Raw genomic sequence first — 25,437 nt, 5'->3', positions numbered from 1 at the left:
ACATGTATTAAACAGGTTTCCAGTTATGCTGTCCCTTCATATCCTGGAAAGCCCAGTCTGCCATAGCATCGATTACAGGAGCAAGCTTATTCCCTGCTTCACTAAGTTCATAGGTCACATGAGGAGGCACCACAGGCTTTGCAGTTCTGATGATCAAACCATCGGCTTCCAATTGTTTTAAATGCTGGATGAGCATTTTTTCTGTGACTTCCGGGATTGCCCTTTTTAACTCACTGTAACGTTTCTCTCCTGTCGACAACTGAAATAATATAATCGGTTTCCAGAAACCTCCGATTTTTTCCATAACGTACATTACCGGGCACTGGTCCAGTATATTCTTTTTGTTTTCCTGAATTGTAGAACTTTCTTTAATTGCTGTCATGACACATACTTTAGGGTAAGTACTTGTATAAAAGTAAGTACAAATATAACTTTGTTCTCAGAAATAAAAAAATACAAACAATAAAAAATTTACATATGAAAATCATCATCACAGGTTCATTAGGAAATGTTGCCCAACCATTAGCTCAGCAACTTATTGCTGAAGGGCATGATATTACAGTTATCAGCAGCAGCGAATCTAAAAAAAATGAAATACAATCTTTAGGAGCAAAAGCAGCCATCGGATCCATAACAGATCTGGACTTTTTAATTAAAACATTTGAAGGTGCAGATGCCGTATTTGTAATGACCCCACCTAATTTGGGAGCTACTCAAATCGTTGAAGATACAATCAGTGTTGGAAAAAACTATACAGAAGCCATCAGAAAAACAAATGTGAAACACGTTGTTATGCTAAGCAGTGTAGGTGCAGCTTCTCCGATAGAAAATGGTCCGATTAAAGGTCTCCATCAGATTGAAAATCTTTATAACGGATTAGAAAACAAATCGGTAACATTCGTTCGTGCTGGTTATTTTTATAATAACTTCTTTAATGATATTCCATTGATACAAAACGCAGGAATTATAGGAGGAAATTATCCTGAAAATACAAATATTCCTGTAGTTCACCCGGTTGATATTGCAAAAATAGCTGCTGAAGAACTGGTTAAAAATACCGATGGTAAAAAAATAAGATATGCCGTAAGTGATATCCGTCCAGGCTCTGACTTTGCCTCTGTTTTAGGCTCAGCCATAGGAAAACCTGAATTGCCTTGGGTAGAATTTACAGATGAAGAGTATTTGAACGGAGCACTACAAGGAGGCCTTCCTCAGGAAATGGCAGAATTATATACTGAAATGGGAAGAGGAATACGAACAGGAGTTGTACAAAAAGATTTTGTTGAACACGGCTCACCCGTTACGGGAGGAACTAAATTAGAAGAGTTTGCTAAAGAGTTTGCAACTCAATTTAATTCTTAAAATTAACTTTTCAGAAAATGATGTGGAAGAATCACAATCTGAATCATAGAAAAAGTTTCGGCGCACCTTTGGTGCGCCGAAACTTTTTATTAAGAAGTAAACTCTAATTATCTTTTAAAGTTCCTTTCAGAACTTTTAGTTTTCCGTCAATTGGCTGATCATTTTTTAAACCCAAGATTTCTGCTACTAAAGGATAAACATGAACATTTGCAAATTCATCAATCACCACATTACTTTTAAATTGCGGTCCCCATGCTAAAAATGTTGCTTTCATTTCAGGTACAAGCCTTGGATTATATCCGTGCTTTCCAACGGAAGTCGTTTTTCCTTTTTCCAAAAATATCTTGGGTGCTTTTGGTATCAAAAGAATCTGTCCGATCCTATGATATTGATCATCTCTGGTTCCAAAATGCAGGTATTTTGGAAGCCTTTTATCTAAATACACATCATAGTCGTCTGTCTTACCGGCTTTGAGTTCATTGTAAACAGTTTTAGTTTCTTCAGGATTCTTTACCACAACCCTCAATAACGTCTGGGAATTATAGAAATCAAACCTACTTTTATCGAACAGCATTTTAGGAATTTCCAAAGGGGTTCCCCTATCTACTTTGATCATTCCATGGTCTGAAACAAAAATGAAATTCACATTTTTCAGTCCTAAGTTATTTACTTTCTGAACAAGCTCTCCGATGGCTTTATCTATCAAATGTACGGCACCTTCAGTTTCTTTTGAATCCGGTCCGAAATGATGGCCGCTCCCGTCTACTTCAGGGAAATACAATGTAATAAAATGAGGTCTTTTATCCATGGGTAATTTCAGCCAGTTCACTACCTTATCTACTTTTTCAGAAGGAGTAAATTGGTCGTGATAAGCATAATAATAAGTAGGTCTTTCTCCACCGGCATCACTTGCTGAGCCTACCCACATCATTGTCGCAGAAATCATTCCCTGTTTTTCTGCCAGCCCCCAAAGAGGAAGCCCTCCATACCAGCTCCCGTCTTCAGCATTTTTCTTGTCACTCATTGCATAAAATTCCTTTCTCTTGTAATCATAGAAGAAGTTATCAATCAATCCATGATGGGCAGGATATAATCCTGTGATCAGGCTCCAATGGTTAGGAAATGTGATACTCGGATAACTTGGAATCATTGCTTTTGCCTGAACCCCGTTATTGGATAAGTTTAAAAGATTTTCAGCATGATATTTTTTAGCATAATCATATCGGAAACCATCTGTAGAAATCATGATCACATATGGTTTGGTTTGAGCATCAACGCTGTTGTATCGGTTTGGAGTTATGATCTGCGTGGTATCAACAGGAGCTTTCTGAGCCCACCCTATCACAGAAATAAACAGAAGTAAAATTTGTATTCCGCGCTTCATTATAAAAATTTTCCGCAAAGTTACACCCTATCTTCTTCCCGGGAAAGTTTAATGGATTAAAACTATATTAAAAAAATTGAAAACTCACGAAATTTATACACAATAATTAAAAAGTTGACTATTCTCCATCTCAAACTGCGACACCCAATTTTCAAGCCCCACCGCATTAAGAAATTTAGCGGTAGATTCAGAAGAATCATCAACATTATTTATACTTATTATCTTTCCTTCACTCTTTTCAGCAATGCCCCTTAAAAGATCCGTTCCAATTCTATTTCTCCTATGCTCTTTACTTACTGCTATCTGATATACTTTTCCGTTTTCAGGATTAAAAATAGCGTACCCTATTAACTCATCTTTTTTATATGCACCGAGAATTATCAAGTCTTCACGCATTTTTTCAAGTACAATGACGGAACTTTGCCAGGAAGGTTGAATATCCCAGAAAGACTTAAATACTTCCCATTGAAAACTGTTTAACTGCTGTATAGTAATATCAGGTCCTATCTCTGAAGGCTTTATATTTCCTTTATAACAATCTAATCTTCGGGTAATCTTGAATCCCAGATGAGTATAGGCACGGATAGCAGGCTCATTTCCATTAATGACTTCAAGCATTATCAGATCTGTTTTTCTTTCCTGAAGTACAGGAAGAATATAATCATACATTTGTCTTACCAATCCTTTTCCACGAAAATCAGGTACAACTCCGGTTCCGGCATTGTATATCACCCGCTTTCCATCTTCTGTTTTTTCGGCATGCAGAATAAAAGCCACGATCTGACCTTCCTTAAAGGCACCAACTGAAAGAGTCATGTCTATTTTCTCCACATGAATCTTTGAAGAGAGCTGCTCTTGTGTTAAGTGTAAAGGAACAAGGTAATCAGAAAAAGAAAGATTAAATACATCTAAAAGGTCCGTAAAAGTAAGGTCTGCTAAATTTCTGAATTCCATTGATTTTATTTTGTGGGTACTAAAATTATTGAAATAATCTGAATTCGAAGCAGGCCTTCTATATAATAAAAATACCTCTATTTCTAGAGGTATTTTTAAGCTTTAATTTTTTCTTATTCCTTGATCAGTTTTTCAAAAGATAAAGTCCCGTCTTTCAATGTAATTTCAAAATAATAGTTTCCGGATTTTAAATCAGAAACACTGACATTCTCACCGTTTAATTTTACAGATCTTACTTTTCTTCCCGTTGCTTCATAAATATCGATCGATTTTATTTTATCAGCATTTTTGAAGTTTACAGTTTCTTTTGCAGGATTAGGATAAAGAACCACCTTATTATTTTGAGCAATAACCTCACCGGTTGATAAGGCTCCAGCCATGTTTAATGTTGCATAACCTCTGTTTGCACCACCGTGGTAACTCAAGTTCAACGTGTTATTTCCTTTTGCGTAAAAAATGTTAATCGAACCCGCAGCATTTGAAATAGCAAAATCTTCCGCTCCTCCTGTTAGAGATCTGGTAGCAACAACAGTTCTTACACCACCACTTGTCGTATTGGATGTCATTGTCCAATTCTGTGTAGTATCCGGAGAAATAGAGCCAATTCCACCAAAGGTATAATCTAAATTTGTGTTCGCTGTAGAATTTGCATTATAAACAAACCCGTCAGCCCCATTAGCCATACCAACGTTTCCAAAACCTATTCCCAAAAAAGTTGTATCCGGTCCCTTTAGGGTTATTGTAACCAAACTTGGTGAAGTATCTAATTTTACACTCATTCCGGTTGATCCCAGGTTTACAGTACCTGATGAGAAAAACTGTGCCGAGACCATACTCGCCATTATAAGGCCTAATGTTAGTAAAACTTTTTTCATATTCTTAATTTTTTAAAAGGTTAATGATGTCTTTATTGTTTGTTTGTAAGGCATATTCAAATGGTGTCATCCCCATTGAATCTTTGATTTGTTTATCAGCTTTATGCTTTAATAATAATTCTATTAGTTCTTTATTTCCGAACTTTACGGCCCAGAAAAGAGGCGTTGATCCGGTTGAATCCTGAATATTAGGATCTGCATTTTTCTTTAATAAAAGCGCTACCAATTCCTTATTATATTTAACAGAAAGACCCGCAAGGGCCGTTCCTTCCCGGCTCTTATAATTAACATCTTTTACATTTTCAATGAGGAATTTAGCTACTTCAAGATTCCCTCTGTAACAAGCTAAAATAAGAGGAGAAAAACCACTTTCATTTGTCTTATTAATAACATCCGGGTCTTGCTTCATCAGCTCTTTAACCTCAGCAACAGTTCCGCTTCTGGCAATATCAAAAATTGATTTTGCTTTTTCCTGGGCAGATGTCAATGAAAAGCTCAGGAACATACTTACGATCAGAATTAGGTTTTTCATTGTTTTACCAGGATATAATTGTATTCAACATTAATATTCTCAGCAATCTTTTTGGTCACCATCTTTGGAATGGTCACATTAAAATCAGCGGGTCTTGCTACAAATGTCCCCTGCATATATATTTTCCCATCCTTGGAAGAAATACTTGCTGTGGAAGTAACAGGTTTATTAACTCCATGAAAGTTTAATGTTCCCTGTACTGTATATTTCTGTGGGGTTGCAGAAAGTTTGCTTTTATCAAAATTTGCAATTTTTCCGGTAAAGGTTGTCTTTGGATATTTGGCTGTTTCGGCATAGCTTTCATTAAAGTGTTCTTCCATAAGCTTTACTTTGAAATGAAAGTTCTTTACAACCGAAATGGATGCTATATCCCCGGTGTCTGCATTGATTACTGCTACATTATTATCATCCTGGGCATACACATCTTCAAATAACGGTACCGATGCTTCAAAGGTTACCTTACCCGTTTTAGAGCTGTATTTCTGAGCCAGAACAAGGTTGCCGGATAGCAAGGCAATTATTAATACTACTAATTTTTTCATTTTTTTCAATTTTAATTTTCGACAAGCCCATCAGCTTTCCATTTGATAAATAAATTAATCTGAGTCGCGGAAAGTGATCCGCCCTGTGGCATTTTCCCGGGATCTCCGTTAGGTCTCTGTATTCGGTCTATTATTTTATCAATATTATTCTTCACCTGATTATAATTGGTTAGAGGCTGAAAAGAGCCCGGCCCGTTTGCAGAATGACAACTAATACAGTTGGCATCGATAATCGGTTTTATATCGGCTGTAAACTTTACCTGTTGTGTAATAGGCGTATGGTCTGAAATCTCATCATAGGTTCTGCTTTCACACGAGATCAGTAAAACGGCCGAGGATACGATGTATAATAATTTCTTCATCTTAAAAAACTCTGTAAAGATTAAACCCAAAATAAATATGCCCTTTGCCCCAATTTCCCACAGCATTGGAAAGGTAGCCTATATCAGAATTAAGTTGCGAATTACTGAATACAAGCTGAAATACATGACCTCCGGTCTCTATATCCATCCCTACCGATAAAGGATTTTTATAAAAACTATGGTTATCAAAATTCACGAAATATTCAGCATTCACAGAGATTCTTTTAGAGATCTTATAACGACCCCCAAGCCCCGTTAAGAATTGATTTTTATCTTCAATATTCTGGTCATAAAGATTTTTATGGATATAAGAAGGAGTAAGCTGAAGAGACAAACGGTCATCAAATCTTCTCGAAATCAACGCCTGAGTAAGATAAGAAAGCCTGTCGCTAAAACGAAGATTTGGATAATTATCCTTATCCAAATCCGTATTCAAAGCCAAAACATTATATCCTACGACATCGACCGGAAAGTTTTCATTTTGCTTGAGGAGCTTATATTTCGCTCCAACCTCAAATGTTTTTTGGTTGGTCTCCCTTGACAGGTTTAAAGATAGCCAATCAGTTACACCATAGATTGCTCCCAATTTGGTAGAAGCATCATCTAAGCCAAAGAAGTTTTTAAACCCGGTACTGATGTCACCGAAACGGTGCGCGACTACAATATACCATTCATTTTTAGCAGCAAGTTTTGTGGACTGTCCTGTGACAATCTGGAGCGCCTTAAAGGCGGGTTGAGAATTTTCAGTATTTGTTTTAATGGTGTCAATGTCCTTCAACAAATCTTCCTGTGAATAGGCAAGAGTTGAAGCTAACACTGACAAAAATAGGAGAGTTTTTGCCATACAATTCTTAATAAAATATTAGTATGGCAAACTTATAGAGTTACGATTTTAAAAGTAGGTGATAAAAGTCACCTAACAAATTGTATTTATCAATTACTTTATTAAAAATAACTATTAAAAACAATTATTATTAGAATTGGCTAACATTTTCATTAACGGCAACACGTATCCCATCTTTTCCCTGCAGTATTTCTCCTTCGTTTTCAATTTTCTTAAGAACCCTGCTCACCACCTCTCTGGATGTTCCAAGATTGTTGGCAATTTCCTTATGCGTTAATTTGATAGGATGACTTCCCGTTATTGCAATTTGTTGTTTGATATAATTTAACACCCTCTTATCCAACCGATGGAAAACAGCCTCATTCACCATATTCATTACGTCAATAAACCGTTTGTCATATTCCTGATAAAAAACCCTGTTAATTGCCGGAAAACGAATTAGCCATTCGTGCATTATGGCAACAGGAATCAGCAATACCTCAGAATCTTCTTCCGTAATAGCATAAATCTTACTGATATAGTTACTGAAAATAGATGAAAAAGTCATTACACAGCTTTCATTACGTCTTACGTAGTAGTAGATCAGTTCACGGCCATCGTTAAGGCAATATACTTTTACAGAACCTGAAATCATGAAAGGAATAAATTTGATTTTCTCCCCCTCACCGATCAGTTCAGTTTTTGCTTTGATCTTATCTGTGATGCCATGTTGATGAACTTCATTTATAAAATCATTGCCTAAAAACCCGAATTTATTATTAATAAATTGATGATCTATCATATTTTATATCAAATTATATAAGAAAGCAAATATATAAAATGAATTCTTTAATAAATGTTAATTTTTTATCATTTGTATTTAAATTGTGAATAATTTACTTTATTTAAAGTCATGATAAATAAAAATTCCTTTATTGATTTAAGTTAAATGAATTGGCTATTTATTTCTGAGAATCATAATCATGCGAATATTTTCACTTAAAATAAGGCATAAAAAAATGCCTCAATACATTGAGGCATCTTGTTGTTTTATGTAAGAAAAATCTTATGCTTGTACATTGTTACCACCTAATACGAAAGGCTCAACTTCTTTGATTTCTCCGAATTGCTGCTCATAGTTAGCAATGTTCTGTTGAAGAGCAGATAATACTCTTTTAGCGTGAAGTGGAGCAAGAATGATTCTTGATCTTACTTTAGCTTGCTGAACACCTGGCATTAACTGGATGAAATCCACTACAAATTCAGATGGAGAGTGGTTTACTAGTGCTAAGTTAGCATAGATTCCAGCCGCTACCATTTCATTTAGTTCGATGTTGATGTTTCCGTCCTGTGGATTTTGATTTTGATTGTCCATGTTTTCTTTAAATATTTTTGTTTAAAAAGTTTCAGGCCTCTAATTTAGAATTTAAACTTGAATCCTGAAACTTTTATATACATTTTAGTTAATATCTTCGAATTCTTTTTTAGAACCTACGATAACATTCTGATACTCTTTAAGACCAGTACCTGCAGGAATTCTGTGTCCTACAATTACATTCTCTTTAAGACCGCTTAGGAAATCAATTTTCCCAGCAACTGCTGCTTCGTTAAGAACCTTAGTGGTTTCCTGGAACGATGCTGCAGACATGAATGACTTAGTTTGTAGAGCCGCTCTTGTGATCCCTTGCAATACTGGCGTAGCCGTAGCAGGAAGTGCTTCTCTCACTTCAACAAGATTTTGATCTTCACGCTTCAATTTAGAGTTTTCATCTCTCAATTCTCTCGCTGTAATCATCTGACCTGGTCTGAATTCTTTAGAATCACCAGCATCAACAACTACTTTAAGACCAAATACTCTGTTGTTTTCTTCTAAGAAATCGTATTTATGTTCTAAAGCTCCTTCAAGGAATTGAGTATCACCTCCATCAACAATAGATACTTTTGTCATCATCTGTCTAACGATAATTTCAAAGTGTTTATCATCGATTTTCACCCCTTGCAAACGGTAAACTTCCTGAATTTCATTTACAAGATATTCCTGAACCGCTGTTGGACCTTTAATTCTTAAGATATCGTCTGGAGTGATTGATCCGTCAGAAAGTGGTGAACCAGCTCTCACGAAGTCATTCTCCTGAACAAGGATCTGGTTGGAAAGTTTTACTAAATAAATCTTTCTTTCTCCAGTCTTAGCCTCTACAATAAGTTCACGGTTACCTCTCTTGATTTTTCCGTAAGAAACTACTCCATCGATTTCTGTAACAACCGCTGGGTTTGAAGGGTTTCTTGCTTCGAATAATTCGGTTACCCTTGGAAGACCTCCGGTGATATCCCCTGCTTTTGCAGATTTTCTTGGGATCTTGATCAAGACTTTACCAGCCTTAATTTTCTCACCATCATTAACCATTAAGTGGGCTCCTACCGGTAAGTTATAAGCTCTTTGCTCAACACCTTTAGAATCTACCACCTTCAAGGTAGGTACGGCTTTCTTATTTCTGGATTCAGAGATTACTTTCTCTTCGAATCCTGTTTGTTCGTCAATTTCAAGTTGGAATGAAATACCCTGGATAATATCTTCATATTCTACTTTACCGGATGTTTCCGCAATGATAACCGCGTTATACGGATCCCATTTACAGATCACATCACCTTTTTTCACTTTATCACCAGGTTTTACAGCCAATACTGAACCGTAAGGTACGTTAGCAACCATTAAAGGAGTTCTGGATTCGTTGTCAGCAACCAATCTGAATTCCGTAGAACGAGATACTACAACTTCAGCTGTATTTCCGTTTTCATCTTCAGAAGTAATTGTTCTTACTTCATCCATTTCAACGATACCATCTCTTCTTGCTACGATTGATGGGTTCTCTGATACGTTACCCGCAGTACCTCCTTGGTGGAAGGTTCTCAATGTTAACTGAGTTCCCGGTTCCCCAATAGATTGTGCTGCAATTACACCTACCGCTTCACCCATGTGGATTATTTTACCTGTAGCAAGGTTTCTACCATAACATTTAGCACAGATACCTTTCTTCGCTTCACAAGTTAATGGTGAACGAACTTCAACCGCTTCCAGTCCTGCATCTTCAATTCTTCTCGCTAACTGCTCGTTGATTACCTGATCTGCTTCAGCAATTAATTCATCTGTTTCAGGATCATAGATGTTATGAAGAGAAACTCTACCTAAAATTCTTTCAGAGATTTTCTCAACGATCTCATCATTTTTCTTAAGAGCAGTAACTTCAGTACCTCTTAAAGTACCACAATCTACTTCTGTAACGATAACATCCTGAGCTACGTCTACCAATCTTCTTGTTAAGTAACCGGCATCGGCCGTTTTAAGAGCGGTATCCGCAAGACCTTTACGTGCACCGTGGGTAGAGATAAAGTACTCAAGGATCGAAAGACCTTCTTTAAAGTTTGCAAGGATCGGGTTTTCGATGATTTCCGCACCGGTAGAACCTGCTTTTTGCGGTTTTGCCATCAAACCTCTCATCCCTGATAACTGACGGATCTGTTCTTTAGAACCCCTCGCACCAGAATCAAGCATCATGTATACAGAGTTGAAACCACCTTGGTCGGTTTTCATTCTGCTCATGATCATTTCAGTTAATCCTGCGTTGGTGTTCGTCCAAACGTCAATTACCTGATTATAACGTTCTGTATCTGTGATAAGACCCATGTTATAGTTGGCTCTAATCTCATCTACAGTTCCGATTGCCTGAGCAACCATCTGCTTCTTCTCAGCAGGAACCACAATATCCCCAAGTGAGAACGAAAGACCTCCTTTAAATGCGTTAGAATAACCTAGGTCTTTCATTGCATCAAGGAATTTAACCGTTGTAGGGAAGTCTGTATCGGCAAGAATTTTACCAATAACATTTCTCAATGACTTCTTAGTTAAAAGTTCATTGATATAACCAACCTGTTTAGGTACGATCTGGTTGAATAAAATTCTACCAACAGATGTTTCAATTAATCTTGTAACCAATTCTCCATTTTCTTTAACAGGTAATCTACATCTTACCTTAGCATTTAAAGAAACTTTTCCTTCTGCATAAGCAATTTCTGCTTCCTCCGGAGAATAGAATGCTAAACCTTCACCTTTCACTTTCATATCTTCAGTAGAGCTCAATTCTTTAGTCATGAAATAAAGACCAAGAACCATGTCCTGAGAAGGTACCGTGATTGGAGAACCGTTAGCCGGGTTCAAAATATTCTGAGAACCTAACATTAATAACTGAGCTTCAAGGATTGCTTCAGGGCCTAACGGTAAATGTACCGCCATCTGGTCACCATCGAAATCGGCATTGAAGGCCGTTGTTACTAACGGGTGTAGCTGGATTGCCTTACCTTCGATCATCTTAGGTTGGAAAGCCTGGATACCAAGTCTGTGAAGCGTAGGTGCTCTGTTCAGTAGAACAGGGTGACCTTTCATCACATTTTCAAGGATATCATAAACTACAGGTTCTTTTCTATCAATAATTCTTTTTGCAGATTTTACTGTTTTTACAATCCCTCTTTCAATTAGTTTTCTAATGATAAACGGTTTGTAAAGTTCCGCAGCCATATCTTTAGGAATACCACACTCGTGAAGTTGTAAGTTTGGGCCTACAACAATTACGGAACGCGCAGAGTAATCTACCCTTTTTCCTAATAAGTTCTGACGGAAACGACCTTGCTTACCTTTCAATGAATCAGAAAGTGATTTCAATGGTCTGTTTGATTCAGATTTTACCGCAGAAGATTTTCTTGTATTATCGAATAATGAATCTACTGATTCCTGAAGCATACGCTTCTCGTTTCTTAAGATTACTTCCGGAGCTTTGATCTCTAAAAGTCTCTTTAAACGGTTATTTCTGATAATAACTCTTCTATAAAGGTCATTCAAATCGGAAGTAGCGAAACGTCCACCATCCAATGGAACCAAAGGTCTTAACTCTGGTGGGATTACCGGAAGTACACGCATGATCATCCACTCAGGTCTGTTGATCATTCTTGTATTAGCACCTCTCAATGCTTCTACAACATTTAATCTTTTCAGAGCCTCAGTTCTTCTTTGCTTAGAACCTTCATTGTGAGCTTTGTGTCTCAGATCGAAAGATAATGCATCAAGATCGATTCTTTTTAATAATTCCTCAACAGCTTCAGCACCCATTTTGGCGATGAATTTGTTAGGATCGGAATCATCAAGATATTGGTTCTCAACAGGAAGGGTATCCATGATATCAAGGTATTCCTCTTCTGTTAAGAATTCCATTTTATCAAAGTCGGAACCGTCCAATTTTTTAGCAATACCCTGCTGGATTACAACATATCTTTCATAATAGATAATCATATCCAATTTCTTGGAAGGAATACCTAATAGGTAACCGATTTTGTTTGGTAAAGAACGGAAATACCAGATGTGAGCAATAGGAACTACAAGATTAATGTGTCCAATTCTCTCTCTTCTTACTTTCTTCTCCGTAACTTCAACCCCACAACGGTCACAAACGATCCCTTTGTAACGAATTCTCTTGTACTTACCACAAGCACATTCGTAATCTTTAATAGGACCAAAGATTTTTTCACAGAACAAACCATCTCTTTCAGGCTTATGCGTTCTGTAGTTAATAGTTTCCGGTTTTAAAACCTCCCCTCTTGAATCCTGAAGAATGGATTCGGGAGAAGCTAAACCGATGGTTATTTTATTAAATCTACTTGATTTATTTTTATTTGACATAATTTTTATTTTGATTAAAAGATTAAAAGATTGAAAGATTTAAAATTACTTTCTCTCTTATCATCTCGGAGTTTATTAATTCTTTAATTTTTAGTAATTAAATCTTTAATTTACTCCTCCAATCTTACGTCTAATCCAAGACCTTGTAACTCGTGAAGCAATACATTGAATGATTCCGGAATACCTGGTTCAGGCATAGACTCACCTTTTGCAATAGCTTCATAAGTTTTTGCTCTACCAATCACGTCATCCGACTTCACAGTAAGGATCTCTCTAAGGATATTGGATGCTCCGAATGCTTCAAGAGCCCAAACCTCCATCTCTCCGAATCTCTGACCTCCGAACTGAGCTTTACCTCCTAACGGCTGCTGAGTAATCAATGAGTAAGGACCAATAGAACGTGCGTGCATTTTATCATCTACCATGTGTCCTAGTTTCAACATATAGATAACCCCAACAGTAGCAGGCTGAGTAAATCTTTCTCCGGTACCTCCGTCATAAAGGTGAGTGTTACCGAATTTAGGAAGACCTGCTTTTTCTGTGTACTCAGTAATCTGCTCAAGACTTGCTCCATCGAAGATTGGTGTAGCGAACGTCATTCCTAATTTCTGACCAGCCCATCCAAGAACTGTTTCATAAATCTGTCCGATGTTCATACGGGAAGGTACCCCAAGTGGATTCAATACGATATCTACCGGTGTTCCGTCTTCAAGGAATGGCATATCTTCTTCACGAACAATTCTGGATACAATCCCTTTATTACCGTGACGTCCTGCCATTTTATCTCCTACATTCAGTTTACGTTTTTTAGCAATATAAACTTTAGCTAACTTCATGATACCTGCAGGAAGCTCATCTCCGATAGAAATTGCAAATTTCTCACGGTTTTTAACCCCTTGGATATCATTGAACTTGATTTTATAATTATGAATCAATTGCTTGATCAATTCATTTTTATCGTTATCAACAGTCCAATCTGCTCCGCTAACGTTTACATAGTCTTCAACTGAAGTCAATAATTTATGAGTAAACTTCACTCCTTTTCCGATAATTTCTTCGTCAAGGTCATTATGAACCCCTTGAGAAGTTTTACCGCTTACAAGAGTATTTAATTTTTCAATTAAAGTATTTCTCAATTCATCAAACTTAGCCTTGTAAGTGTTTTCAATTTCTTCAAGTTTAAGTTTTTCTTCAGTTCTCTTCTTTTTATCTTTAATATTTCTTGAGAACAATTTTTTGTTGATCACAACACCTCTTAATGAAGAATCTGCTTTTAATGAAGCATCTTTTACATCACCGGCTTTGTCACCAAAAATCGCTCTAAGAAGTTTTTCTTCAGGAGTTGGGTCGGATTCACCTTTAGGTGTGATTTTACCAATCATAATATCACCAGGCTTCACTTCAGCACCAATTCTGATCATACCGTTTTCATCAAGATCCTTAGTCGCTTCTTCTGAAACGTTTGGAATATCTGCTGTTAATTCTTCCATACCTAATTTGGTATCACGAACTTCAAGAGAGTATTCGTCTACGTGGATTGATGTAAACCAGTCTTCACGAACAACTTTTTCATTGATTACGATCGCATCCTCGAAGTTATATCCTTTCCAAGGCATGAACGCAACCACCAAGTTTCTACCAAGAGCTAATTCTCCGTTTTCAGTAGCATAACCATCACAAAGTACCTGTCCTTTTTCTACTGTTTCACCTACTCTTACGTTTGGTCTCAGAGTAATCGTTGTACTTTGGTTGGTTTTTCTAAACTTAGTTAGGTTATATGTTTTAGTAGCTGATTCGAATGATACTAAATCTTCGTCATCGCTTCTTTCATATTTAATAGTGATCTTATCTGCATCTACATACTCTACAGTACCTGTACCTTCAGCGTTGATCAAAATTCTTGAGTCTCTTGCAACTTGTTGCTCAAGCCCTGTACCCACGATCGGAGCCTGTGGCTTCAATAGAGGAACAGCCTGACGCATCATGTTAGATCCCATCAATGCACGGTTCGCATCATCATGCTCCAGGAATGGAATTAATGAAGCCGAAATACCAGAGATCTGGTTTGGTGCTACGTCAATAAGATTAACCTGAGAAGGTTCAACTACCGGGTAATCTCCATCCAGTCTTGCAATAATCCTGTCTGTAACGAATTCACCGTTGTCATTCAATTCAACGTTTGCCTGAGCAATTACTTTATCTTCTTCATCTTCTGCATTAAGATAGATAGGAGCTGCATTAAGATCAATCTTACTGTCTTCTACTTTTCTATATGGAGTTTCGATGAAACCTAAATTGTTAATCTTTGCATAGATTCCCAAAGAAGAAATCAAACCAATGTTTGGTCCTTCCGGAGTTTCAATCGGACAAATTCTTCCATAGTGAGTATGGTGAACGTCACGAACCTCGAAACCTGCTCTTTCTCTTGATAAACCACCAGGCCCTAGTGCAGATAATCTTCTCTTGTGAGTAATCTCTGACAATGGGTTAGTCTGGTCCATGAACTGAGAAAGCTGGTTGGTACCAAAGAATGAATTAATTACAGAGGTTAAAGTCTTAGCATTAACAAGATCAAGCGGTGTAAAGATTTCGTTATCTCTAACGTTCATTCTTTCCTTGATTGTTCTTGCAATTCTTGAAAGACCAACACCGAACTGACCTGCTAATTGCTCACCAACAGTTTTAATTCTTCTGTTTGATAAGTGGTCGATATCATCAACTTCTGCTTTAGAATTTACCAATTCGATCAAATGTCTTACAATCGCAATGATATCTTCTTTAGTAAGAACTTCAGTTGTCGTAGGAATATTAAGACCTAACTTTTTGTTCAATCTGTAACGTCCTACTTCTCCTAATGAGTATCTCTGCTCAGAGAAGAATAATTTTTCAATAATTCCTCTAGCGGTCTCCTCATCTGGCGGATCTGCATTTCTTAACTGACGATAGATGTATTCTACCGCTTCTTTTTCAGAGTTGGTAGGGTCTTTTTGTAATGTATTCTGGATGATAGAGAATTCATTGCTGTTTTCTTTGTGAATCAAAATAGATTTCACACCAGCATCAAGAATAAGATCTAAATGTTCTTTTTCAAGAATAGTCTCTCTGTCCAGGATGATTTCGTTTCTCTCAATAGAAACAACTTCACCCGTATCCTCATCTACGAAATCTTCGAACCATGTGTTCAATACTCTCGCAGCTAATGTTCTTCCTTCTACTTTTTTAAGAGCAGCTTTAGATACTTTCACTTCTTCCGCAAGGTCGAAAATCTGAAGAATATCCTTATCAGATTCAAATCCGATAGCTCTAAGTAGAGTAGTTAATGGTAATTTTTTCTTACGGTCGATATACGCATACATTACGCTATTGATATCCGTAGTAAATTCCATCCAAGATCCTTTAAAAGGAATAATTCTTGAATAATACAGTTTGGTTCCGTTTGCGTGGTAAGTCTGCCCGAAGAATACACCAGGAGAACGGTGTAACTGGGTAACAATAACTCTCTCAGCACCATTGATGATGAAAGAACCACTAGGCGTCATATAAGGAACCGGCCCTAAATATACATCCTGAACTACTGTTTGGAAATCCTCATGCTCAGGATCTGTACAATACAACTTAAGTCTTGCTTTAAGAGGAACTGAATACGTTAAACCTCTTTCCACACACTCGTCGATTGAATAACGTGGAGAATCTACCAGATAATCTAAGAATTCCAATACGAATTGGTTTCTTGAATCTGTAATTGGGAAATTTTCCTGGAAAGTCTTGTGAAGACCTTCTTTTTTCCTGTCTTCAGGAAGGGTATCAAGCTGGAAAAACTCCTTAAAAGACTCTAATTGGATATCCAAGAAGTCTGGAGTGATAATTTTTCCTTTTGCTGATGAGAAATTAATTCTCTGATTCCCCCTAATTGATGCTGCTGTTTTACTCATAAAACTTTTAAGAAGGGTTAAAAAATATTTTGATTTATAAAAAAATATCAGAAGAAGACAAAAAGAGAGAAGAGGTAAGAGCAAGAATAAGCGTGAAAATTTTGGCGCAATTATCGGTCTTTATTCTTTGTTCTTTATTCTAAAAGTCTTTAATCCAACTTCTAACTGCAACACTGGTATATCTTTTCACAGCGTAATGCAAAATATTTTTAATACTTTTGAGGCAGAAACGCCGCAATATCTATAAACATAAAATCCCTTTCATTACCATGAAAGAGTTGATTTACAATATTTTATAGATTTACAAACAATTATTAGCGCCAAAAGAGGAGCAAAGATACAAAAAGTTATCCACATTCACAACATTTATTCTATAATATATTAACACAAACTATATTACAGATGTCCTCAATGTAAATAAGCCGTAACAATTAGTACTCAAATCTACTCAATACTGCTTACAATAACCAGTAGATCAATCTATCTACTTGATGATTCTATTCCATAAAAAAACCCGGACCGAGGTCCAGGTTTATATTTGTAAGGTAACTTGAATTATTTCAATTCTACTTCAGCACCAGCTTCTTCTAATTGCTTCTTAAGAGCTTCAGCCTCGTCTTTAGAGATACCAGTTTTGATTGGAGCAGGAGCACCATCTACGATATCTTTAGCTTCTTTAAGACCAGCACCAGTTAAATCTTTTACTAATTTAACGATAGCTAATTTAGAAGCACCTGCAGACTTAAGAATTACGTCGAATTCAGTTTTTTCTTCAGCAGCTTCACCTGCACCTCCACCTGCAACTACTACTGCAGCAGCAGCTGGCTCAATTCCGTACTCATCCTTAAGGATAGCAGCTAATTCATTTACGTCTTTTACTGTTAAGTTTACTAGCGTTTCAGCTAAATTTTTTAAATCTGACATTGTTGTAATGTTTTTTGTTGATTATTTTATTTAATTTTTTGAGTCCAATTATTCAGCACTTGGAGTTTCTTCAGTGCTTTCTGCAGCAGGAGCTTCAGGAGCTGCCTCAGCAGGAGTTTCTTCTACAGCAGGTGCAGCAGCTTCTTCAGCTTTAGCTTCTACTGTTTCAGGTTTGTTTTGAAGAGCAGAAACAACTCTTTGAATTGGAGATTGAAGTAATCCGATGATTTCTCCGATCATTTCTTCTCTAGACTTGATATTAGCAAGTGTACCTAGATTTTCGTCTCCAACATAGAAAGTTTCCTGAAGATAAGCAGATTTTAAAGCCGGCTTTTCTTCTTTCTTTCTGAATCCTTGGATTAATTTTGCAGGAGCATTCGCTGTTTCAGCAATCATAATCGCAGAATTCCCTTTGAAAGTAGGGAACATTTCAGAGTAATCTACTCCGTCAATCTGCTCCATTGCTTTTTGTAAAAGTGTATTTTTTACCACTTTTACTTTGATATTTTGTTTGAAAGCCTGTCTTCTGAAATCTGAAGACTTAGCAGCGTTCAACCCTTCTAAATCTGCTACGTATACTACTTTTGCATCCTGAAGCAAATCTTTGATCTCTTGTATTGCTACAACTTTTTGGTCTTTTGTCATTGTCTTAAGGATTTATATTAGTTTACAGATTTTGTATCAATTGCAATCCCCGGGCTCATTGTAGAAGACAAATAAATGCTTTTTACATATGTACCTTTAGCAGCAGTTGGTTTCATTTTGATCAATGTCTGGATTAATTCCTGAGCATTTTCTTTGATCTTAGCAGCATCGAAAGATACTTTACCAATACCTGCATGGATAATACCATATTTATCTACTTTGAAATCAATCTTACCTGATTTTACTTCAGTTACTGCTTTACCAATTTCCATTGTTACAGTTCCTGACTTAGGGTTTGGCATAAGACCTCTTGGTCCTAATACTCTACCTAAAGGTCCTAATTTACCCATAACAGCTGGCATCGTAACGATCACGTCAACATCAGTCCAACCATCTTTGATTTTTTGTAAATATTCGTCAAGACCTACATAATCAGCTCCAGCTTCTTTAGCTTCAGCTTCTTTATCTGGTGTTACAAGAGCTAATACTTTAACATCTTTACCAGTTCCGTGAGGAAGAGATACTACACCTCTAACCATTTGGTTTGCTTTTCTTGGATCTACACCCAATCTTACAGCGATATCTACAGAAGCATCAAACTTTGCAGTGTTTACTTCTTTCACAAGAGCAGAACCTTCTTCAAGATTGTAAGCTCTTCCTTTTTCTACTTTGCTTAAAGCTTCCTTTTGCTTTTTTGTTAATTTTGCCATTTCTCTAAGTTTTAAGCGTTAGTTGGTTTAGCTCCTGTTACTCTCAATCCCATAGATCTAGCAGTACCTGCAACCATAGAAAGAGCAGAGTCCAATGTAAAACAGTTAAGGTCTACCATTTTGTCTTCTGCGATTTTCTTTACCTGATCCCAAGATACAGAACCTACTTTGTTTCTGTTTGGTTCTCCGGAACCTCCTTTAATTTTTGCAGCATCCATTAACTGAATTGCAGCTGGAGGAGTTTTAATTACGAATTCAAAAGATTTGTCTTCGTATACAGTAATTACTACTGGCAAAACTTGCCCAGGCTTATCCTGAGTTCTTCCGTTAAATTGTTTACAAAACTCCATGATGTTTACACCGGCAGAACCTAATGCAGGACCTACTGGTGGAGACGGGTTTGCAGCCCCTCCCTTCACCTGAAGCTTTACCATTTTAAAGACTTTTTTAGCCATTTTTTGTTTTTTAAATTTGAATAATTAATGAGTTTGGAAGCATTTATTATTCAGCAGGTTACCGCACTCACATATAGTAAACCTACTTTTCGGACTGCAAAATTATAAAATATTTTTGAAATAGCAAATGGAATCGATTGATTTTTAGAAAGTTTTTACAGAATTTTCAAGAATAAAAAATCTATTTCTGACTGTAACCCATATCAATAGAAGAAAAAAACCATATCCTTTACTAGAATATGGTTTCTTATTTTAAAATTATTTTTTTCTAAAACCCTGATGGTTTATTAATTGTTTGTGCAGATCCATTTGTTCCGCCAAGATCAGTATTAATATCGCCGATATTCTGCTTAGTGATCAATCTCTTGTAAACCATTAAATAAAACTCTACAGTAAAGTTATTATAAGTTCTGGAAGGATTAGCTGATGTAAAAGCAATTAACTTGCTGTCTGTAAATCCGGCCTTCAAATGCCAGGTACCATTGCTTTTAAATGCAACCACATTAGGAGACCCCTGTGCATTATCATTAATCCCGTTATCTTTATAATCCAAAGCAACACTGGTTGTTCCGTCATTAAGCTTAAATGAATAGTTGTGAGGAACCAAAAGGAAATTATCGGCATCGATCTTTGTATCATAATCCGTAATTCCTGCACCTGGTACCCCTGTAAGGGTAAGTTTAATATAATTAAACAATCCGCTGCTCTCCAGATTAGGATCATATATCTGCAATGAATTTTGAGAAGTAGCCAGAAAGTGACCTCCCGTAGAGGTTGGTTCTCCCGGATTTCTCATATATAAGGAATTTGTAAAGGAATCCCCGTTTACGTCCAGTGTTTCTGTCGGAGTTGTTGTTTTGATTCCTACATTTCCGGTTTGTGCATGCATGATTATTCCCATGCAAGCCATACTGATGATATACAATTTCTTTTTCATAAGTTTTTTATTGAAGTCCTGCTGGGGTGTTAGTTGATACTCCTGAATATCCTGGTGAAGCCGAAGCTGAAACCGATCCGGTAAATGTGCCCCAGTCTTTAATCAATGATCTTTCGTATACATTCAAAGTTAGTGTCCATGTTCCATTTTTAGAAGACACAGTTCCTGCACCTTTAAAAGAAAGGTTAATGCCGTGATAAGTATTGGCTCCGCTCACAACCTTAGTTATCTCTGTAGAATAGGCTCCATATGATTTTGGAGTGGTGGAAGTATTTGCTGCTGAAACAGCGTCACTAAATACTGCACCAGTAATAGCGACTACATATTTATTAGCATCCAATCCTGTATTCAGGTTAACAACTTCATCTTGTTTCACATTTTTCAGGATAACATTGTATGTGTTTACGGGAGCTACATCTCTCAGTGAAATATCAAGCATCTTAACTTTACCAACAGGCGTGGTATCCTTTGACCTTGTAAGAAGAAAATAATTTCCCGTCGCAGGAGAATTCGTGGTATCTATAATATAAGATTCAACCAGTGTTCCTCCTACAACATCTAAGGTTCCCTGAGGATTGCTTGTATTGATTCCCACCTGGGCTTTGGTAGCCATGAAGGCATAAGCCATAAAAAATAGTATGGTGATTTTTTTCATTATGTAAATGTTTTTATTGGATTAAAGGAGATGATGCAGATCCTGTAGTGGAAGCACCCATCGCTTGTGTTTTATTGATTTCTTTAGCATAAGCTCTGTCAAATACCAGTAAGTTAAGAGTCCACTCTCCTGCCGGCAAATTGGAAGCGGGAGCAAAACCTTGGTAGTCTGCCTTTAATTTCCAGGTTCCATTATTATAGTAAGCATATATCTGGGGAACCGGAGTTATCCAGTCCGGACTGTTGGTTCGTACCGGTTGCGTAAAACCAAAAGAAGAAATAACCACCAGAAACTTATCTGAATTGATCTTCGTATCATACTGGTTAACCCAATCCTTATCTCTCGGATCACAGGCTATCTTATACTGGATAAGATTAATTGGCGCCGGTGAATTGGGTACAAAAGAATCATTGTATGCAGTAATCTTGTTTTCAGGAGCGGGAGACTTAATGATAAAAGTATAGTTTTCAGTGGCTCCTAATTTCTCTATCGGATCTTTAAAAAACATTCCCGATGTTTTCATTGTTCCGTTTACAGATAGTTCTTTTTCGGGAATTTTAGTATTAATCCCTACTTTTCCTGTAGCCTGTGCATTCATCAGTACAATGGTACTTGTACAAAGTACCATCGAAATAATTTTCGTCATTGAATTAGTGTTTAAATTATTGTTAAAAAAACAATCCAGGAATTCAAAACAATGACCCTAACCTAGTATAAGGTTAAAAATCACCACATTAGAAAGCCATTTATGTTTTTCGGAGATATACTTCACAATAAGTATGCCACACAATTTATTTTTTAATCTAAACATTTAGTTTTAATTAAATAACTATGTGAAACACGCTTGGATAAAGCATAAAATAAACAACAAACTTATTTTAACTTAAAACAACATTATTTCTGAGAATCTATAAATATCTGAAATAAATAAAAAAAGCCACTCTAGATCTAGAGTGGCTTATATATTATAAGTATTTATTATACTTTTTCTACTTGCATGTAGCTAAGTTCCATTGGAGTTTTTCTACCAAAGATTAAAACAGAAACTTCAATTTTCTTTTTATCTTCCAGAATTTTTTCAACTGTTCCATTGAATCCGTTGAAAGGTCCGTCAATTACTTTTACGTTCTCTCCAACTACATATGGAATTTCAAGGTCGGTAGCAAATTCTGATAACTCATCCATTCTTCCAAGCATTCTGTTAACTTCAGACTTTCTCATGGGAACAGGGTCTCCCCCTTTAGTTAAGCTTAAGAATGATATTACCCCTGGAATATTCTTAATAATGTGAGGTATTTCCCCCATTAAATCTGCTTCAACCATTAAGTAACCAGGATAGTAAGGTCTTTCTTTAGGAACCTTTTTTCCATTCCTAAGTTGAATAACCTTTTCCATAGGAATCACTACCTGAGTAACGTACTGCTCAAAGCCTAAGCGTTTGATTTCTGTCTCAATGTAGTTTTTCACTTTATTTTCCTGTCCGCTGATTGCTTTCAGCACATACCATTTCAATTCGCTCATTATGGGAAAATACTTTTTTAGTTGAACACGTTAATTAGCATTCCTATTATGTTGCTTATTGCTTTTGAAAACAATTCGTCAACTCCAAAGGTAAATAATGCCAGAATAACTGTTGCAATAGTAACTACAATTGTAGATGATTGCAGATCAGCCCATTTTGGCCATTCAACTTTATGTCTGAATTCGTTATAAGAACCTTTTAAAAAATCGATAAATGAACTCATAATTATTATTTGCACGGGCACAAGGATTCGAACCCTGATCAACGGTTTTGGAGACCGGTATCCTACCATTGGACGATGCCCGTAGATTAAAGCTCCGTAAAGAAATTCCTTACGGAAGCTTTATTTATTTAAGATATTAATCTAAGATTTCAGTAACCTGACCAGCACCAACTGTTCTACCTCCTTCTCTGATCGCAAATCTAAGACCTACGTTAAGAGCGATTGGTTGTAACAATTCTACAGTGATTGTTAAGTTATCACCAGGCATTACCATTTCTACACCTTCTGGTAAGAAGATCTCACCTGTAACGTCAGTAGTTCTTACGTAGAACTGAGGACGGTATTTGTTGTGGAATGGAGTGTGACGTCCACCTTCTTCTTTAGAAAGGATATAAACCTCAGCTTTGAATTTTTTGTGTGGCTTAACAGAGTCTTTCTTAGCGATAACCATACCTCTCTTGATGTCAGTTTTTTCAATACCTCTCAACAATAGACCTACGTTATCACCAGCTTCACCTCTATCTAGGATTTTTCTGAACATCTCAACCCCTGTAATTGTAGAAGTTAATTTTTCATCACCCATACCAACGATATCTACAGGATCACCTGTGTTGATAACACCAGCCTCGATTCTACCAGTTGCTACAGTACCTCTACCTGTAATAGAGAATACATCTTCAATTGGCATCAAGAATGGCTTATCCTGATCTCTTACAGGAAGCTCGATCCAAGTATCAACAGCATCCATTAATTCTTCTACAGTTTTGAACCACTGATCATCAGTTTGAGGAGTAGCAGCTGTAGCAGCAGTAAGAGCACCAAGAGCAGAACCTTGGATTACTGGAGAGTTATCTCCGTCATATTCGTAAGTAGATAATAGATCTCTAAGCTCAAGCTCAACAAGCTCTAATAACTCAGCATCATCCACCATATCAACTTTGTTCATGAACACAACAATTCTAGGTACGTTTACCTGACGGCAAAGTAGGATGTGTTCTCTTGTTTGAGGCATTGGTCCATCAGTTGCAGCACATACTAAGATCGCTCCATCCATCTGAGCAGCACCAGTTACCATGTTCTTTACGTAATCCGCGTGACCTGGACAGTCAACGTGAGCATAGTGTCTGTTTGCAGTTTCGTATTCGATGTGAGCAGTATTAATAGTGATACCTCTTTCTTTTTCTTCTGGAGCAGAGTCAATTGCAGAGAAGTCTTTTTTCTCAGCAAGACCTTTACTAGCCAATACAGCACTGATCGCTGCAGTAAGAGTAGTTTTACCATGGTCAACGTGACCAATAGTACCAATGTTCAAGTGTGGTTTGTTACGATTAAACGTTTCCTTTGCCATGATTTAAATTATTTATTTATTGTTTATTCAAATTTTCGGTGTGCAAATATAATGAATTTTTAAATACTAAAATCTTTTTTCTCAAAAATTTTAATATTCAAATCCAAAGAATTACAAACCTAACTATACTTCGATGTATTGAAGTGCAAATTTACACAAATTTCTCGATTGAAAAAATCCTCACAACCGTTTTCTTTAAAATCTCAACTATCTGATTAATTCTGAATATTATAGCAGATTAAAAATAATGAATAGGCGAGTAAATAAGAAAAAGATTTCATATAATTTTAGATTCTGGTTGGTGAAAAAATCACTGAAGAATATCGTAAAAAAGATTCTTATCGATTTATTGACAATAAGAAATCCCGGAAGGTTCATTCCGGGACTTTTTAAATTTTATGTAAAACCTGAAAAATATTATCATTTGTAACCTTTTTTATCAGATATACTTCTCAACGACCGGATAAAAAGATATCCCCCAAAAAGGAAAGATCCTCCCAAAATAATTAAAGATGAAGCATAAGCAGACCCAAACAGGCTAAAGAATTGATTAAAAATGTAATTGATCGCATTACAATCAAAAAAGATAATAAGTAAAAAGTATAGAATCACAAATGCAATTCCCAACAACTTATAGTTAGGCCGGAATACAGCCTGCAAAAAGTTTTTGATTTTCATTTTAAATGTTGAAGGTAATACCCTTGTGGGAATAAACAATGCATAGAATCCTACAGCATAGGTAAATGCTATATTAAACATCAAAAGAACATTTAAATGAAAAAACAGAGTTATTAATATCATCAATCTGAAAAACTTCGGCTTTAAAAAAGCAATAATAAAAACAGATTCAAAAATTACAGTACTATAGTCCAGAAATTCCCAGAAAAACCGGGAGTTGATCTTATCAAACGTATCAGACATCAAATCATGCCACCCTACTCCATATCGGTATTGATAGAAAAAAATCTGTGTGCTCTGTATATCCGTATTAAGCCAGCCTCCTAAAATTTTAGCAAGGCCAGCCGTAAAAATTCCAAATCCCAAAAACATACTAAGCAGAAACATTGGCCAGGATCTCGAAAGTATATCGGTTTCTTTTTCAGGCTCCGGAAAAAAACTATAAGTAGTATTCCATGGTGAAAAAGCCATCACTACAATAGGTAAGGCATAAACAAAAGTATGGTCAATTTTACCAAAAGAAAAAGCATAATTACTGGTTATAAGATAAACGACCATATAAGTTATGGCAAATACTCTTGGCTTAAAGCCTATTAAAATAAGTAACAGGCACAAATACATGCCGTAATAACAAACCGTAAAAAGCCATGACGCGGGAACAGTATCCGTAAAAGATAAAATGCTTATTGGCGGCTGCATCGCACTAGCAGGAATATAAGACACCCAATCCGCATTGGAAATCCCCATCCATAATAAGTACACAGAGAAAAAAATTCTGTAAAAAGCTAAAAATTCGTAACTAGGCTTATAGCTTGTAAAGACCAGTTTTTTAATTTTTTCAATCATTAT

At 36.4% G+C, this 25,437-nt stretch carries 24 protein-coding genes and 1 tRNA gene; 1 reads left to right on the top strand and 24 read right to left on the bottom strand.

Features of this window, described 5'->3' with window-relative positions:
• Positions 1-7: 7 nt before the first annotated feature.
• Positions 8-382, bottom strand: coding sequence for a helix-turn-helix domain-containing protein (locus AAEU33_RS07860; RefSeq protein ID WP_345991863.1), 375 nt, complete (start codon positions 380-382; stop codon positions 8-10).
• Positions 383-477: 95 nt separating this feature from the next.
• Here AAEU33_RS07860 and AAEU33_RS07855 point away from each other — a divergent pair, with 95 nt between their 5' ends.
• Positions 478-1,362 carry an NAD(P)H-binding protein gene (locus AAEU33_RS07855; RefSeq protein ID WP_345991861.1) on the top strand — a complete coding sequence of 295 codons (885 nt, stop codon included), beginning with the start codon at positions 478-480 and terminating at the stop codon, positions 1,360-1,362.
• A gap of 103 nt (positions 1,363-1,465) precedes the next feature.
• Here the strand turns inward: AAEU33_RS07855 and AAEU33_RS07850 are convergent, their stop codons facing one another.
• The 23 genes from AAEU33_RS07850 to AAEU33_RS07740 form a co-directional block, all read right to left on the bottom strand.
• On the bottom strand, positions 1,466-2,746 hold the full coding sequence (locus AAEU33_RS07850; protein ID WP_345991859.1) for an ectonucleotide pyrophosphatase/phosphodiesterase: 1,281 nt from the start codon (positions 2,744-2,746) through the stop codon (positions 1,466-1,468).
• A 93-nt stretch (positions 2,747-2,839) separates the two neighbouring features.
• Positions 2,840-3,700, bottom strand: a complete 861-nt coding sequence (locus AAEU33_RS07845) for a GNAT family N-acetyltransferase (protein WP_345991857.1) — start codon at positions 3,698-3,700, stop codon at positions 2,840-2,842.
• A gap of 113 nt (positions 3,701-3,813) precedes the next feature.
• Complete coding sequence (locus AAEU33_RS07840; RefSeq protein ID WP_172280643.1) at positions 3,814-4,575, bottom strand: T9SS type A sorting domain-containing protein; 762 nt, start codon at positions 4,573-4,575, stop codon at positions 3,814-3,816.
• Positions 4,576-4,579: 4 nt separating this feature from the next.
• Positions 4,580-5,107 (bottom strand): ankyrin repeat domain-containing protein, encoded by a 528-nt coding sequence (locus AAEU33_RS07835; protein ID WP_273649568.1) that lies wholly within the window; start codon positions 5,105-5,107, stop codon positions 4,580-4,582.
• On the bottom strand, positions 5,104-5,649 hold the full coding sequence (locus tag AAEU33_RS07830) for a YceI family protein (protein WP_172280649.1): 546 nt from the start codon (positions 5,647-5,649) through the stop codon (positions 5,104-5,106). Before AAEU33_RS07830 ends, AAEU33_RS07835 begins: the two co-directional genes overlap by 4 nt.
• Positions 5,650-5,660: 11 nt before the next feature.
• A complete protein-coding gene (locus tag AAEU33_RS07825) occupies positions 5,661-6,011 on the bottom strand; it encodes a hypothetical protein (protein WP_345991854.1) in 351 nt (116 codons plus the stop codon).
• Between the two features lies 1 nt (position 6,012).
• Complete coding sequence (locus tag AAEU33_RS07820) at positions 6,013-6,855, bottom strand: DUF5777 family beta-barrel protein (protein ID WP_345991852.1); 843 nt, start codon at positions 6,853-6,855, stop codon at positions 6,013-6,015.
• Positions 6,856-6,985: 130 nt separating this feature from the next.
• The gene (locus AAEU33_RS07815) at positions 6,986-7,636 is read right to left on the bottom strand and encodes a Crp/Fnr family transcriptional regulator (RefSeq protein ID WP_345991850.1); all 651 of its coding nucleotides are present in this window, start codon (positions 7,634-7,636) and stop codon (positions 6,986-6,988) included.
• Between the two features lie 264 nt (positions 7,637-7,900).
• Positions 7,901-8,209, bottom strand: a complete 309-nt coding sequence (locus AAEU33_RS07810; RefSeq protein WP_089027859.1) for a DUF3467 domain-containing protein — start codon at positions 8,207-8,209, stop codon at positions 7,901-7,903.
• An 84-nt stretch (positions 8,210-8,293) separates the two neighbouring features.
• Complete coding sequence (gene rpoC / locus AAEU33_RS07805) at positions 8,294-12,559, bottom strand: DNA-directed RNA polymerase subunit beta' (RefSeq protein ID WP_172280659.1); 4,266 nt, start codon at positions 12,557-12,559, stop codon at positions 8,294-8,296.
• Positions 12,560-12,669: 110 nt separating this feature from the next.
• Positions 12,670-16,491, bottom strand: coding sequence for a DNA-directed RNA polymerase subunit beta (rpoB, locus tag AAEU33_RS07800; RefSeq protein WP_172280662.1), 3,822 nt, complete (start codon positions 16,489-16,491; stop codon positions 12,670-12,672).
• Between the two features lie 555 nt (positions 16,492-17,046).
• Positions 17,047-17,415 (bottom strand): 50S ribosomal protein L7/L12, encoded by a 369-nt coding sequence (gene rplL, locus AAEU33_RS07795; protein ID WP_143884219.1) that lies wholly within the window; start codon positions 17,413-17,415, stop codon positions 17,047-17,049.
• 48 nt (positions 17,416-17,463) lie between these two features.
• On the bottom strand, positions 17,464-18,060 hold the full coding sequence (gene rplJ / locus AAEU33_RS07790; RefSeq protein WP_273649580.1) for a 50S ribosomal protein L10: 597 nt from the start codon (positions 18,058-18,060) through the stop codon (positions 17,464-17,466).
• A 17-nt stretch (positions 18,061-18,077) separates the two neighbouring features.
• On the bottom strand, positions 18,078-18,770 hold the full coding sequence (gene rplA / locus AAEU33_RS07785; RefSeq protein ID WP_172280666.1) for a 50S ribosomal protein L1: 693 nt from the start codon (positions 18,768-18,770) through the stop codon (positions 18,078-18,080).
• A gap of 11 nt (positions 18,771-18,781) precedes the next feature.
• Positions 18,782-19,225: a 50S ribosomal protein L11 gene (gene rplK / locus AAEU33_RS07780; RefSeq protein ID WP_089027865.1), complete on the bottom strand. Its 444-nt coding sequence runs from the start codon at positions 19,223-19,225 to the stop codon at positions 18,782-18,784.
• A gap of 268 nt (positions 19,226-19,493) precedes the next feature.
• Positions 19,494-20,162 carry a hypothetical protein gene (locus AAEU33_RS07775; RefSeq protein ID WP_345991846.1) on the bottom strand — a complete coding sequence of 223 codons (669 nt, stop codon included), beginning with the start codon at positions 20,160-20,162 and terminating at the stop codon, positions 19,494-19,496.
• A gap of 7 nt (positions 20,163-20,169) precedes the next feature.
• Positions 20,170-20,817 carry a hypothetical protein gene (locus AAEU33_RS07770; protein WP_345991844.1) on the bottom strand — a complete coding sequence of 216 codons (648 nt, stop codon included), beginning with the start codon at positions 20,815-20,817 and terminating at the stop codon, positions 20,170-20,172.
• 13 nt (positions 20,818-20,830) lie between these two features.
• Positions 20,831-21,463, bottom strand: coding sequence for a hypothetical protein (locus tag AAEU33_RS07765; RefSeq protein ID WP_345991842.1), 633 nt, complete (start codon positions 21,461-21,463; stop codon positions 20,831-20,833).
• Between the two features lie 332 nt (positions 21,464-21,795).
• Positions 21,796-22,338 (bottom strand): transcription termination/antitermination protein NusG, encoded by a 543-nt coding sequence (gene nusG, locus AAEU33_RS07760; RefSeq protein WP_034687398.1) that lies wholly within the window; start codon positions 22,336-22,338, stop codon positions 21,796-21,798.
• Between the two features lie 17 nt (positions 22,339-22,355).
• Positions 22,356-22,562, bottom strand: coding sequence for a preprotein translocase subunit SecE (gene secE / locus AAEU33_RS07755; protein ID WP_172280674.1), 207 nt, complete (start codon positions 22,560-22,562; stop codon positions 22,356-22,358).
• Positions 22,563-22,574: 12 nt separating this feature from the next.
• A tRNA-Trp gene (locus AAEU33_RS07750) sits at positions 22,575-22,645 on the bottom strand.
• Between the two features lie 53 nt (positions 22,646-22,698).
• Entirely contained in the window at positions 22,699-23,910 is a 1,212-nt protein-coding gene (tuf, locus tag AAEU33_RS07745) for an elongation factor Tu (RefSeq protein WP_172280676.1), read from the bottom strand.
• Positions 23,911-24,330: 420 nt separating this feature from the next.
• Complete coding sequence (locus AAEU33_RS07740; RefSeq protein WP_345991839.1) at positions 24,331-25,434, bottom strand: hypothetical protein; 1,104 nt, start codon at positions 25,432-25,434, stop codon at positions 24,331-24,333.
• Between the last annotated feature and the right edge of the window lie 3 nt (positions 25,435-25,437).

Origin of the sequence: Chryseobacterium sp. Chry.R1 (assembly GCF_039645525.1) — a bacterium.
Taxonomy (GTDB): domain Bacteria; phylum Bacteroidota; class Bacteroidia; order Flavobacteriales; family Weeksellaceae; genus Chryseobacterium; species Chryseobacterium proteolyticum.
Note: the sequence above shows the minus strand (reverse complement) of the source record. Positions and strands in the feature narration are given on the sequence as shown.